Below are 12764 nucleotides of genomic sequence, written 5' to 3'. Positions count from 1 at the left end.
ACGGTCTGTCCAAGGAGTTGATTATGATCCGACTGACCCTGATCGAAGCCCGAGTACTGGCCGAATCGATCCTGCTGCACAACGGTTTCAACGCGGCCCATGCCCAGGCGGTGGCCGCGACGGTGATCGCCGGCGAGCGCGATGGCTGTGCCTCCCATGGTCTGTACCGGATTCTGGGCTGCGTGAACTCCCTCAGGGCCGGCAAGGTGGCGGCCGATGCCGAGCCGCGGGTGATCGACCAGGCACCGTCGATTGTGCGAGTCGATGCCGCCGGTGGTTTCTCCCAGTTGGCGTTCCAGGCGGGTCTGCCGTTGCTGGAGGCGAAGACCCGGGCAAACGGTATTGCGGCCTTGGCGATCAATCGCTGTGTGCATTTTTCCGCGCTTTGGGTGGAGATCGAGCAGCTGACGGCTGCCGGTCTGGTGGCGCTGGCCTGTAATCCCAGCCATGCCTGGGTCGCGCCTGCGGGGGGCAGTCAGCCGGTGTTCGGGACCAACCCCATCGCCTTTGGCTGGCCGCGTTCGGCTAAGGATCCGTTTGTCTTCGACTTTGCCACCAGTGCGATTGCCCGCGGCGATATCGAGTTGCACCGGCGTGCCGGCAAAGCGCTTCCCGAGGGTTGGGGGGTGGACGCCGAGGGGCAACCGAGTACCGATGCGAACGTGGTGCTCGATACTGGCGCGATGCTGACGTTCGGCGGGCACAAGGGCTCGGCGCTGGCCGCCATGGTGGAGCTGATCGCCGGGCCGTTGATCGGTGACCTGACCAGTGCCGAGTCGCTGGCTTACGACGCCGGCAGCAAGTCGTCGCCGTACCATGGCGAGCTGATTATCGCCCTCGATCCGCGGCGCTTTCTCGGCGAGACCACGGAGCAGCATCTGGCCCGTGCCGAAGTCTTGTTCGAGAGCATTCAAGGGCAGGGCGCACGCTTGCCGTCGCAACGGCGCTATGAGGCGCGAGCCCGTAGCCTGGTGGAGGGTGTGCAGATTCCCGAGGCCTTGTACAACGACCTGAAGGCACTGCTGGGCTGAGTGAAATCAGGGGGGGCGGCCCAACCCTGTGGGAGCGAGCTTGCTCGCGATGAGGCCATCAGATTCAACATCTTCGTTGACTGACACACCGCCATCGCGAGCAAGCTCGCTCCCACAGGGGGGCACAGCCCATTGAGTGATTGTTTAAACCGGTTCGCGGTGGCTGTTGCCGTCGACCAGGCGGTTGATGGCCAGCGGGTTGGCGTCTTTCAGCGCGTCGGGCAGGAGCGCGTCCGGGCAGTTCTGGTAGCACACCGGACGCAGGAAGCGCTCGATGGCCAGGCTGCCGACCGAGGTGCCACGGGCATCGGAGGTGGCCGGGTAGGGGCCGCCATGCACCATTGCATCACAGACTTCGACGCCGGTCGGGTAGCCGTTGAACAGCACCCGGCCGACCTTCTGTTCCAGCAGCGGCAGCAGTTCGCCATAGGTTTGCAGGTCAGCGGCTTCGGCGATCAGCGTGGCCGTGAGCTGACCATGCAAGCTGTGCAATGCTCGTTGCAGTTCGGCTTTGTCGGCCACTTCCACCAGCACCGTGGTCGGGCCGAAGACTTCTTCCTGCAACAGCGGATCGCCATTGAGCAGCAGGGTGACGTCGGCCTTGAACAGTTGTGGCCGGGCTTGTTTGCCCTGTTGTGCGCGGCCGGCCAGATGGCTGATTCGTGGATGCGCGTGCAACGCCTGCACGCCCTTGGCGTAGCTGTCGAGTGTGCCGGCGTTGAGCATGACTTGCCCCGGCTGTTCGGCCATCAGCGCGCTGAGATGTTCAATGAATGCGCTGAACGCAGGGGAGCGAATACCGATCACCAGTCCCGGGTTGGTGCAGAACTGTCCACAACCGAGGACCACTGAGGCGGCGAGTTCGCTGGCGATTTTCTCGCCACGCAGCTGCAGTGCTGCGGGCAATAGCAGCACCGGGTTGATGCTGCTCATTTCGGCGAACACCGGAATCGGCTGTGGCCGTGCGGCGGCCATGTCGCAAAGGGCACGGCCGCCCTTCAGCGAGCCGGTAAAACCCACCGCCTGGATCGCCGGATGTTTGACCAGCGCTTCGCCGACCCCGGCCCCGTAGATCATGTTGAACACACCCTTGGGCATGCCCGTTAGCTCGGCGGCGCGAATGATCGCGTCGGCCACCTGCTCGGCGGTCGCCATATGCCCGCTGTGGGCCTTGAACACCACCGGGCAACCGGCGGCCAGGGCGGCTGCGGTGTCGCCGCCGGCGGTGGAGAACGCCAGCGGAAAATTGCTCGCGCCGAATACCGCGACCGGGCCGACGCCGATCCGGTACTGGCGCAGATCGACCCGTGGCATTGGCTGACGTTCGGGCAATGCCCGGTCGATGCGCGCGCCGTAAAAGTCGCCGCGACGCAGGACCTGGGCGAACAGGCGCATCTGGCCGCTGGTACGGCCGCGCTCGCCCTGGATACGCCCGGTCGGCAGCGCGGTTTCACGGGTTACCAGGGCGACGAATTCATCGTCCAGCGCATCCAGTTGCGCGGCGATGGCCTCGAGAAATTCCGCGCGCCGGCTGGCCGGCAGGTTGCGAAAGGTCGGGTAGGCGGCAGCCGCGGCCTGGGCGGCCGCATCCACTTCTTTGCCAGTGGCTTGCATGAACGAATAGGGCAGGGCTTCGCCGCTGCTGGCGTCATGGCTTTGCAGGGTGAGGGTGCCGGCGGCGCTGCGCGCACCGCCGATGTAGTGGTGGCCGATGATCTCGGGCATGGAAAACTCCTGACGAAAAAGGGCAAAGGGAAAGGCGCGCCGAACACAAAACCTGTGGCGAGGGGGCTTGCCCCCGTTGGGTCGCGAAGCGGCCCCAAAACCAGCAATCGGGTTGCGTCAGGCACTGCGCGTTCGTTGGGTTTGCGACCGCTACGCGGTCGAACGGGGGCAAGCCCCCTCGCCACAGGTGGCGGGTTCGGCGTTGTCCAGGGCGGCGATGCGCGCGGCGGATTCGGCGTCCACCTGGTGCAACGACTTGCCGCGGGTTTCCCGGGTCAGGCCGACGGCAACAATGGAGATCAGCGAGGCGCCGACCAGGTACCAGGCGATTGGCGTCGAGCTCTGGTACTTGTTGAGCAGGGTGATGGCAATCAGCGGCGCCAGGGAGCCGGCGAAGATCGGCGCCACCTGGTAGCACAGGGACAACGCGGTGTAGCGCACGTGGGTCGGGAACATTTCGGCCATCAGCGCCGAATAGGGTGCGTAGGTCATCGACTCGATGGCCAGGCCCAGGGTGATGGCCGCGATGATCAGCCAGTTGTTGCCGGTGTCCATCATCGGGAAGCCGATGAAGCCCCAGAAGGCGGTGAGGATCGCGCCGGTCAGGTACACCGGTTTGCGCCCGACCAGATCGGACAGATAGCCCATCAGCGGGATCATGAAGAAGTGCAGCAGGTGCGCGCCGAACATCAGCAACAGAATCTCCGAGGTGTCCTTGTGCACCACCAGTTTCAGATAAGTAATCGAGAACGTGACTACGGTGTAGTAGAGGATGTTCTCGGCAAACCGTGCGCCGATGCCGACCAGCACGGCGCGCCAGTGGTGACGCAGCACTTCGACCACCCCCAGCTGCTGTTGCTTGGTCTGCGCCTGACGGGCCTGGGCTTCCTTGAAGATCGGCGCGTCATCGACGCTGGTGCGAATCCAGTAGCCGATCAGCACCACCACCGCCGAGAACCAGAACGCGACGCGCCATCCCCAGGCGAGGAATTGCTCCTCCGACAGGTTCGACGACAACAGCAGCAGGGCGACGGTGGCCACCAGGTTGCCGGCCGGGACGCCGGCTTGCGGCCAACTGGCCCAGAAGCCCCGGCGATTGTCCGGACAGTGTTCGGACACCAGCAGAATCGCGCCGCCCCATTCGCCGCCGAAGGCGAAGCCCTGGATCAGCCGCAGCAGCACCAGTAACACCGGCGCCGCGTAGCCTATAGTGTCGAAGCCGGGCAGGCAGCCCATCAGGAAGGTGGTTATGCCGACCACCACCAGGCTCAGTTGCAGCAGGCGCTTGCGGCCGAATTTGTCGCCGTAGTGACCGAACACCAGGCCACCCAGCGGGCGGGCGAGAAAGCCCACGGCATACAGGGCGAAGGCGGCGATGATGCCGTCGATCGGGCTGTCGGTCTGGCGAAAGAACAGGCGGCCGAAGACCAGTGCCGAGGCGGTGCCGTAGAGGAAGAATTCATACCATTCGGCAACGGTGCCGGCCATGGCGGCGGCCACGACCCGTTTCAGTCCCGAAGGGGTGGTTGCGCTGGTGCTGTGTTGAGGAGTGGACATGCTGGCGTTTCCTGTAGAGGCGCAAAGACAGGTAGCCGGGACGGGTCCTCAAGGACCCGCCCGGCAATCACTCAGAGACCGACATCCGGCAACTCCGGACGATTAGCCAAAGCCTTGGCCATGATCTGCTCGACGAAAACCCGATCGGCTTCCGGCAGGGCCAGGCGTGGCGGACGGGTCAGGGCGCTGCCGCGACCGGCGATGGCTTCGCAGAGCTTGATGCACTGCACCAGGTCGGCACGGGCATCGAGGTGCAGGATCGGCATCAGCCATTCGTAGATCGGCATGGCTTCGGCGAAACGACCGGCCTTGGCCAGGCGGAAGATGGTTTCGCCTTCTTTCGGAAACACGTTGGACATGCCCGAGACCCAGCCTTCGGCACCCACCGCGATGCTCTCCAGCACCACGTCGTCCAGACCTGCGAACAGCACGAAACGATCGCCGACTTCATTGCGTACGTCGATGAAGCGCCGGGTGTCGCCAGAGGAATCCTTGAAGCACACCACGTTGTCGCAGTCGGCCAGGGAAATCAGGATGTCCGGGGTGACGTCGTTTTTATAGATAGGCGGGTTGTTGTAAACCATCAGCGGTACGTCGGCGTTCTTCGCCACGTAGCGGTAGTGCTCGGCGGTCTCGAACGGCTTGGAGCCGTAGACCAGCGCCGGCATCAACATGACCCCGTCGACACCGACCTTGCGCACCGCGTTGGCGACCTTGGCCGCTTGCACGCTGGTGAACTCGGCCACACCGCAGATCACCGGCACCCGGCCACGGGAGGCGTCTACCGCGACTTCGGTCACGGCGATTTTTTCTTCGGCGCTCAGCGAGGTGTTTTCTCCCACCGAACCGCAGACCACCAGGCCCGACACGCCGTCACGGATCACGTTGGAAATCACCTGGTGGGTTTTTTCCAGGTTGATCGAGAAGTCATCGTTGAATTGAGTGGTCACCGCGGGGAAGACGCCACTCCAGTTTATGCGCTTGCTCATTGTTGCCTCCGGTTGTTAATTGTATTTCGTATACGATATTTTAAAGGCCGGTTCTCGGCTAGTGCTTTTTTCAATTAATCGGGTTTTTTTGCTAGCCGTGGGTCTGGACGCTCGACGTCTGTAATCGCACTTCCAGTTTGTGAAGATCCCTGTGGCGAGGGAGCTTGCTCCCGCTGGGGCGCGCGGCGGCCCTAATACCTGCAAACGCGTTTGTATCAGGCACACCGCGTGCACTGGGTTTACGACTGCTGCGCAGTCGAACGGGGCGCGCAGCGGCCCTAATACCTGCAAACGCGTTGTATCAGGCACACCGCGTGCACTGGGTTTACGACTGCTGCGCAGTCGAACGGGGGCAAGCCCCCTCGCCACAGCACGCTCCCTCGCCACAAAAGCGGTATCTCAGGCGCCAGGCCAGGTGTCAGACAGGCGATAGCCCTGTGGCCATGGATCGCTCGGATCGAGCAGCAATTGGTGGATGCCAGTGATCCAGGCCCGGCCGGAAATGCACGGGTAGATCGCCGGGCGCCCGGCCACTTCGGTCAGCGAATCGATTCGGCAGTGGAACTCGGAACCGATGATCGAGCGGCCGATAAACCGCTCGCCCACCTGCATCAGACCTTTGGCCTGCAGCACCGCCATGCGCGCCGAGCAGCCGGTGCCGGTCGGCGAGCGGTCGATCTTGCCGGGTTGAATCACCACCGCATTGGCGCCCGTGGCGATGCCATTTTCAACAACGATGGGCGCGGCAATCTGGCAGAAAGAAATATGCGACCACTCGGGATTCAGCGGGTGGACGAAGCCCAGTTGTTCGTTGGCTGCGCGGGTGATTTTCAGCCCGACCTCGACCAGTTCCGCGGCCTCGTCGGGACAGATGGAAAAACCCAGGCATTGAGCATCGGCGATCACGAAACTGTCGCCGCCGTAAGCGGTGTCGACCTGCAATGAGCCGATGCCTTCGACTTCAATCCAGGCATCGAGGCGGTCAGCGAAGGACGGCACGTTCTTGATTTCCACCCGTTCGACTTTGCCGTCGCGGCAATCGGCCACGGCCTCGATCAGCCCGCCGGGGGCTTCGAGCACCAGCCGGGTTTGCGGTTCGGTCATCGGCAGGATCCCGCTGTCGAGCAGCACGGTAGCCACGCACAGCGAGTTGGAACCGGACATCGGCGGAGTGTCCGCCGGTTCCATGATGATCCAGGCCATCTGCGCCCGCGGGTCCTTGGCCGGCACCAGCAGGTTGACGTGGCGGAACACCCCGCCGCGCGGCTCGTTGAGCACGAAATTGCGCAGGGTCTGGTCCTTGGCGATCCAGCGCGACTGTTCCCACACGGTGGCCCCGGGCGGCGGGGCGACCCCGCCGACAATCACGTCGCCGACTTCGCCTTCGGCGTGACAGCTGACTACATGAATGACTTTCGATGAGCGCATGGCCTGCTCCTTGTTTCGTCTATCAGGGCCTCATCGCGAGCAAGCTCGCTCCCACATTGATCTGTGTCGGCCACCGATTTTGTGTACACCACCAAACCCTGTGGGAGCGAGCTTGCTCGCGAAGGGGCCATCCGCTACTTCACCGATTTCAGAAAGGCCGCAGTCTCTGCCTGCACCGGATTACCGATGACCTGATCAGGCGAACCAATCTCATGCACCAGGCCATTGCGAAAGAACGCCACGCGGTCCGACACATCGCGGGCGAAGCGGATTTCGTGGGTCACCAGGACCATGGTCATGCCGTCTTCGGCGAGCATGCGCATGGTGTCCAATACTTCGCCCACCAATTGCGGGTCGAGGGCCGAAGTGGCTTCGTCGAACAGCATGTAGTCCGGCGACATGGCCAGCGCGCGGGCGATGGCCATGCGCTGCTGCTGGCCGCCTGAGAGTTTGCCGGGGAATGCCTTGAGCTTGTCACCCAGGCCGACATGGGTCAGCTGCCGGACCGCCAGTTCCTCGGCTTCGGCCTTGCTCTTGCCGAGCACTTTGCGCGGCGCCAGCATCACGTTTTCCAGCACGGTCAGGTGCGGGAAGGCGTTCCATTGCTGGAACACGATGCCGATCTTCTGCCGCAGGCGATTGAGGTCGGTGGCACTGTGGTGGACCTCGACACCGTCGACGCGGATGTTGCCTTTCTGGATCGGCTCCAGGCCGTTGATGCACATCAGCAGGGTCGACTTGCCCGAGCCGGAGCCGCCGATGATCGACACCACCTCGCCCTTGTTCACCGTCAGGCTGACACCCTTGACCACGGCGAGCTCGCCGAAGGATTTGTGTACGTTGTCGATCTCAATCATTTTCTTGCCACCTTCTTTCCAGACGAGCGCCGAGGCGAGCGACCACCAGGCTCATGACGTAGTAGATGAGGCCCGCGATGCACAGCACCAACAGCGGTTCCTGGATGCGGGTCACGATGGTTTGCGAGGCGCGCAGCAGTTCGACAATGCCGATCCACATCACCAGCGCGGTGTCTTTCATCACACTGAGCACCAGGTTCAACCAGCCGGGGAAGGCCACCCGAGTGGCCATCGGCAGGACGATCCAGCGCAGGTCCTGGAGGAAGCTCAGGCCCAGCGAGCGACTGGCCCGGCGCAGGGTGAACGGCACCGAGAGCACACCGCTGCGCACGATCTCGGTAAAGTACGCGGCGGCGTAGACCCCGAGCACGATGCAGCCGACGCTGAAGGCACTGATGTTCAAACCGACGATGCTCTTGAGCGAGTTGAACAGGACGAACTGGATCAGCAGCGGCACGCTGCGAAACACGTCCAGCACCCAGGCCAGTGGCAAACTGGCCCGCGGCAACAGGGCCCGCAGCAGGCCGAACAGCAGCCCGGCAAATGAACCGAGGATGATCGCCCAGCAGGTCAGTTGCAGCGTGACCCAGGCACCATCGAGCAGGAACAGCAGGTCGTTCCAGGAAAAGCTGGTGGAAAACATGGGAAGGTCCTCAGTAACGGAACAGCCGCCAGGCCATCAGCCGGGCTGCCGCGACGATCGCCTTGGCAATCAGGTAATACAGCGCCGCGGCGATGGCGAAGTACTCGAAGGTGCGGAACGTCTTGACGTTGTAGTCCTGGGTCACCCCGGTGAGGTCATTGTTCAGCCCGACTATCACCCCCAGCGAGGTCATCAATACCGCCCAGACCATCTGGTTGCTCAGCGGGTAGAAGACGATCCGCAGCAGTTGCGGGACGATAATCATCCGGTAGGCCTGGAAGGCACTCATGCCCAGCGAGCGCGCGGCCCGCACTTGGGTGTCGGGCACCGCCTTGAGGCCGCCGCGAAAGTTTTCCGCCAGGTAGCCGGCATTGTTGAAGGTGATCCCGGCCAGCAGGGCGAACCATGAACTGACATGCAAACCGAGCGAACCGAGGCCGAAGTACAGAACGTAGATCTGAAACAGCGACGGGGTGTTGCGGGCGATCGATACCCAACCGTTGCCGATGCCGCGCAGCAGTGGGTGTCGGGTTTCGCGCATCACCGTCAGGGCCAGGGCGAGCAGCACGCCGAAGATCATCGACAACGCGGCAGTCTCGAAGGTGACCCACGCGCCAGCGAGCATGTCCGGCAGAGCACGCAATGTCGCGCGCCATTGGAAGGTGTAATCAAACATGCGCGTGGTTCTCCAGAGGGGCGGCAGCTTGCAGCCAGGCGGGCAGACGACCGCTGGCCGTGGCGCTGCAGGCGGCGTCGACGCATTCGGCAAGGCTGGCGAAGTGCACCTTGCGCCCCACAAGGCCAGGTGCGTAATGGGCGTACTTGCCCGAGTTGGTCATCAAGTTCCGCGCGGCCAGCGGGATCACCGGCTCGCCGAGCATGCACCAGCAGGTATCGGTGACCAGGGTTGCGCCGAAGGCTTCGATCACTGCGATATGCCCGGCCTCGCGCGCCTGCTCCAGTACTGCGCGGCCGCAGGTGATGGCGAAGACCACCTCAGGGTGCTTGTGCCGCCCCCGACACAGCCGCGCCAGGTGGGCGAATTCGCTGAGGGAGAAATGCGGGTTACCCAGGGAGACCACATCCACCCGGCTGTCGCGGGCACTGTTGAGTTCGCGCCAGCTGACCAGCAGGTCCTTCAGACGGATTTTTTCCACCGGCACGGGGTGATCCGGTTCCAGCACCTGCGTCGGGTCGAGTGCTTCCGGGGTCACCCCGGCGATATGGAACAACGGTGCGGCGGAGGTGGTGGCGAAGGCCGCGCCGAAGGCTTTCAGGTCGTCGAGGCTCGGCCTGCTTTGTTCCAGCCCCAGCACCAGCGGGATCCGGCTGCCCGCCAGGGCGCCGATGTGGTAACCGAGCAACGGGTAGAAGGCGTCGTCCAGCTCGCCCAGAGCGGGCAACTCGATTTGCAGACGGGCCTTGCGTTGCGCTTCCAGGTGGCAGCCGATCAATGGCGCGCGGCCGGTCAGGGCGATGCAGATATCCAGGTAGTCCGGGTATTTCAGGGTGCGTGCGCCGAGCACGCTGTTGGCGTAGACCACCGCGTTGGATTCGGCCCAGACGATCTGCTCGCCAGCCTTCGGCGCGCTGTCGAGCAGGTAGGGCGCGCAGGTGAAACTGAGCTGCGCGCCCATCGCCATATAGGCATCGCCAAGGGCGCTGGCCGGTTCGCCGAGTGCCGGGTCGATGCCCATCTCGCGCCAGCGACGCTGGTCGACGGAAATCGAATTGAGGGTGGTCGGCACCCGTACTTTTGCTCCCCATTGCACCAGTTGTTCGGCAAAGCGCAGGCTCGCAGGTCCCGTATAGATGCAGCCGTCGATGTGCGCCTGGGTGACATCCACCAGGCTGTGGGCACCTTGCAGTTCGGCCATGCGCAGGACGATCTGCATGGCCACCTGGGCGGCCTTGCCATGCTGGCCGTCGAGCAGCGCCCGGTCGAGCTCGCTGAGTTCGATCGAGGCGCCCGATGCTGCTGTCTGCAAAGGGCTGTCGAGTGCCTGCCAGGCATCGCCGGGCAGGTGTTGGAACAGTCTCACCGAAGGGCCTTCGCCCCGGGCGAAGGCCTTGCCGCGCAAGGCGGCGAAGGCCTCCCGGCCGATGCACAGCACCGGCAGGGAACGCTCGAAAATGATCTGTGCCACCAGCACGCCGAGGGTCAGGATCTCATCGGCTTCGGCCAGCACCAGTGCGGCGGGCGCGTGACCGTTGCTGATCAGTTCCATCAGCACACTGCTGCCGGTGCACGAGCCGCGACCGCTGGGAATGGCCAGCACGCGGCCGGTCAGGTGTTCGCCACTGAGGGGGTGGTGACGGTCGATGACCTCGCCACTGTACGAGTCGACCCCGCCCCAGAAGCTCAGCCCGACATCGGCGAACAGCAGGGCGCCCTGGGCGGCGCCTGCGACCAGGCTGCGCCCGGTCAGGGAAGTGGTCCTGGGCATGCCGGACACCTCAGTAGTAGACCTGTGGCACGGTCAGGTTGGTCGGCGGGATCTCGGTGCCGACCCATTTGACGAACAACTCTTTGTAACGGCCGCTGCGCACCTGCTGGTTGACGAACAGATTGAGGTAGTTGAGCAGGCCATACTCGTTGCGCTTGGCGCCAAGGGACACGTAGTCGATCACGTACGGCGCATTACCGGCGATTTTCAGGTTCTTGTATTTACCTGACTTAAGTGTAGCGGCGGCCACGGTATTGGTGACCACGGTGGCGTCGATGTGGCCCTGGGCAACCGCCAGCAGCGTGTCGTTCTGCGACTGATAAGCACGGAAGGTGCCGCTGCCCCAGTTCTTCACGTCCTTTTCCAGGGCGATGGCTTCATAGGTGCCGCTGGTATTGCCCAGGGCTTTGCCTTTGATATCGGCGAAGCTATTGATGCCGGTGTTGTCGCGGGTCAGCACCACCATCTGGAAGGCGAAGTACGGCACGGTGAGGCCGACGGTCTTGGCCCGTTCGAGGGTGTCCGAGGTGGAGGCGACGATCACGTCGGCACGCCCGGAGACCAGTGCGGGAATCCGGTCCGGGAATGGCGTTTCAACCACTTCGGCATCGACCCCGAGGATTTTCGCCAGGTCGTGGCAGTAGTCCACGTCGAAACCTGCAGGGTTGTTACCTTCATCGCGAAAACCCATGGGCGGGAAGTCGAGGGTCACGGCGCAGCGCAGCTTGCCGGAACCAATGATCTCGTCGAGCTTGTCGGCCTGGGCGGTGGCAATAAAGGAAGTACTTAGAACAGCGCTGAGGGCTACGGCAAATGCGGGGTTTTTCATAGAGGCCTCGTTGTCGAAAACTGCTGTTGGATATCGTATTGTGAATTTCGTATACGATATTTTATTAGCAATGAGCGTGCCTGTTTCCGAGCGCAGGCGAGAATTATTCGCCAACCCTTGAGCTAGGGGTCCTACAAGGTCGAGGGAATAAAGAAGGCGAGACGAAGGCCTCTGTGGCCAGTATCAGCCTGGTGTTACAGAAGGGAGCAACGGGGACGCCAGGCGCCCCTTAAAGGAACACTCGCCCGGATTCAGCGACGGCTTTCGCGATACTGAGTCGGTGAGAGACTGGTCAAGGCGCGAAACTGTCGGCTGAAAGCACTGTGGTCGGTGTAACCGCAACGCAGGGCAATCTCGGTGATGGGCAGTTCGGTGTCCAGCAACAGCCGTGAGGCTTCCTCCAGCCGGGCCTTGTGAATCATTTGCCGTGGGGTGAGCTGGAACACTCGTTTGCAGTGGCGTTCCAGTTGCGCCACGGAAAATCCGGCGATCGCGGTCAGCTCGGCGAGGCTGATGGGCCCGGCGAAGTGGCTGCGGATATGCGCGTCCACCGCGGCGAGTTTCTGAAAGGCCGGATGGCTCGACTGGGGCAGTTGCAAGTCGCGGGAGATGCCGGCCAGGCCGACGATATGACCCTGCTGGTCGTGCAGCGCGACTTTGTGGGTCAGGCACCAGACCGGTTGGTTACCGTAATAGAGGTGCAGTTCGAGCTGGTCGGCCAGTTCGCGGCCGCTGGACAGCACTCGACGATCCTGCTCGGTGTACAGCGGGCCGAAGCGCTCCGGGAAGACCATTTCGGCGGTGCGCCCGAGCAGTTCCGAGCTGTGCTTGAAGCCACAGCGCCGGGCCAGGGTCTGGTTGACGAAGGCGTAGCGAGCCTCGCTGTCCTTGATGAAAAACACCACGTCCGACAGGGTGTCGAGCAGCGCCGCGATCGGCTGCAGACTGTTCAGCAGGGTCGGCAGGTCGCAGGGTTTGAAGGTAGTGAGCGAGGCATACATGGCGCAGGAGGTCTGGTGGGTGACCTGCGGGATCATAAAGACTCGGCAGCGGACCCGAAAGCCCCCGGTCCGGCAATCAAGTTGGCGGAGTGTCGTCCAGGCACAACAAGGTCTCGATCCGCGCCGGACTGAACGGAGGGCGTGGTGCCGAGGGTTGCCAGCCGAACAGGTGCTGCAATGCGCCGCCGCACACCCGGCCCTGGCAGGCGCCCATGCCGCAGCGGCTGGCCAGCTTGGCCTCACGCCAACCCGTGTGC

The 12764-nt window shown here is 63.5% G+C and carries 11 protein-coding genes and 1 pseudogene; 1 reads left to right on the top strand and 11 read right to left on the bottom strand.

Annotated elements, in window-relative coordinates:
* Positions 1-23: 23 nt before the first annotated feature.
* Complete coding sequence (locus F8N21_RS25530) at positions 24-1031, top strand: Ldh family oxidoreductase (protein ID WP_150644773.1); 1008 nt, start codon at positions 24-26, stop codon at positions 1029-1031.
* Between the two features lie 144 nt (positions 1032-1175).
* On the opposite strand, the gene F8N21_RS25520 is transcribed toward F8N21_RS25530, so the two are convergent.
* From F8N21_RS25520 to F8N21_RS25470, 11 genes and pseudogenes are all read right to left on the bottom strand, one after another.
* Positions 1176-2756 carry an aldehyde dehydrogenase (NADP(+)) gene (locus F8N21_RS25520; RefSeq protein WP_150644771.1) on the bottom strand — a complete coding sequence of 527 codons (1581 nt, stop codon included), beginning with the start codon at positions 2754-2756 and terminating at the stop codon, positions 1176-1178.
* Between the two features lie 150 nt (positions 2757-2906).
* On the bottom strand, positions 2907-4313 hold the full coding sequence (locus F8N21_RS25515) for an MFS transporter (RefSeq protein WP_150644770.1): 1407 nt from the start codon (positions 4311-4313) through the stop codon (positions 2907-2909).
* Between the two features lie 71 nt (positions 4314-4384).
* Positions 4385-5302, bottom strand: coding sequence for a dihydrodipicolinate synthase family protein (locus tag F8N21_RS25510; RefSeq protein WP_150644769.1), 918 nt, complete (start codon positions 5300-5302; stop codon positions 4385-4387).
* 399 nt (positions 5303-5701) lie between these two features.
* Positions 5702-6730 (bottom strand): trans-3-hydroxy-L-proline dehydratase, encoded by a 1029-nt coding sequence (locus F8N21_RS25505; RefSeq protein ID WP_150644768.1) that lies wholly within the window; start codon positions 6728-6730, stop codon positions 5702-5704.
* 134 nt (positions 6731-6864) lie between these two features.
* Entirely contained in the window at positions 6865-7587 is a 723-nt protein-coding gene (locus F8N21_RS25500) for an amino acid ABC transporter ATP-binding protein (protein ID WP_150644767.1), read from the bottom strand.
* Positions 7580-8230: an amino acid ABC transporter permease gene (locus F8N21_RS25495; RefSeq protein ID WP_150644766.1), complete on the bottom strand. Its 651-nt coding sequence runs from the start codon at positions 8228-8230 to the stop codon at positions 7580-7582. Before F8N21_RS25495 ends, F8N21_RS25500 begins: the two co-directional genes overlap by 8 nt.
* A gap of 10 nt (positions 8231-8240) precedes the next feature.
* Positions 8241-8906 carry an amino acid ABC transporter permease gene (locus F8N21_RS25490; RefSeq protein WP_150644765.1) on the bottom strand — a complete coding sequence of 222 codons (666 nt, stop codon included), beginning with the start codon at positions 8904-8906 and terminating at the stop codon, positions 8241-8243.
* Complete coding sequence (locus F8N21_RS25485) at positions 8899-10677, bottom strand: aconitase X (protein ID WP_150644764.1); 1779 nt, start codon at positions 10675-10677, stop codon at positions 8899-8901. The genes F8N21_RS25490 and F8N21_RS25485 overlap by 8 nt, the downstream gene beginning before the upstream one ends.
* Positions 10678-10687: 10 nt before the next feature.
* Complete coding sequence (locus F8N21_RS25480) at positions 10688-11506, bottom strand: transporter substrate-binding domain-containing protein (protein WP_150644763.1); 819 nt, start codon at positions 11504-11506, stop codon at positions 10688-10690.
* 251 nt (positions 11507-11757) lie between these two features.
* Complete coding sequence (locus F8N21_RS25475; protein WP_150644786.1) at positions 11758-12507, bottom strand: AraC family transcriptional regulator; 750 nt, start codon at positions 12505-12507, stop codon at positions 11758-11760.
* Between the two features lie 76 nt (positions 12508-12583).
* Positions 12584-12764, bottom strand: a pseudogene (locus F8N21_RS25470) (FAD/NAD(P)-binding oxidoreductase); the annotation flags it as partial.

Origin of the sequence: Pseudomonas fluorescens (genome assembly GCF_902497895.1) — a bacterium.
GTDB classification, from domain to species: domain Bacteria; phylum Pseudomonadota; class Gammaproteobacteria; order Pseudomonadales; family Pseudomonadaceae; genus Aquipseudomonas; species Aquipseudomonas fluorescens_BP.
Note: the sequence above shows the minus strand (reverse complement) of the source record. Positions and strands in the feature narration are given on the sequence as shown.

What these genes read in the sequence shown, in the direction of transcription:
- F8N21_RS25530 (WP_150644773.1), top strand. Translation starts at nt 24, where the DNA reads ATGATCCGACTGACCCTGATCGAAGCCCGAGTACTGGCCGAATCGATC.
- F8N21_RS25520 (WP_150644771.1), bottom strand. Translation starts at nt 2,756, where the DNA reads ATGCCCGAGATCATCGGCCACCACTACATCGGCGGTGCGCGCAGCGCC.
- F8N21_RS25515 (WP_150644770.1), bottom strand. Translation starts at nt 4,313, where the DNA reads ATGTCCACTCCTCAACACAGCACCAGCGCAACCACCCCTTCGGGACTG.
- F8N21_RS25510 (WP_150644769.1), bottom strand. Translation starts at nt 5,302, where the DNA reads ATGAGCAAGCGCATAAACTGGAGTGGCGTCTTCCCCGCGGTGACCACT.
- F8N21_RS25505 (WP_150644768.1), bottom strand. Translation starts at nt 6,730, where the DNA reads ATGCGCTCATCGAAAGTCATTCATGTAGTCAGCTGTCACGCCGAAGGC.
- F8N21_RS25500 (WP_150644767.1), bottom strand. Translation starts at nt 7,587, where the DNA reads ATGATTGAGATCGACAACGTACACAAATCCTTCGGCGAGCTCGCCGTG.
- F8N21_RS25495 (WP_150644766.1), bottom strand. Translation starts at nt 8,230, where the DNA reads ATGTTTTCCACCAGCTTTTCCTGGAACGACCTGCTGTTCCTGCTCGAT.
- F8N21_RS25490 (WP_150644765.1), bottom strand. Translation starts at nt 8,906, where the DNA reads ATGTTTGATTACACCTTCCAATGGCGCGCGACATTGCGTGCTCTGCCG.
- F8N21_RS25485 (WP_150644764.1), bottom strand. Translation starts at nt 10,677, where the DNA reads ATGCCCAGGACCACTTCCCTGACCGGGCGCAGCCTGGTCGCAGGCGCC.
- F8N21_RS25480 (WP_150644763.1), bottom strand. Translation starts at nt 11,506, where the DNA reads ATGAAAAACCCCGCATTTGCCGTAGCCCTCAGCGCTGTTCTAAGTACT.
- F8N21_RS25475 (WP_150644786.1), bottom strand. Translation starts at nt 12,507, where the DNA reads ATGTATGCCTCGCTCACTACCTTCAAACCCTGCGACCTGCCGACCCTG.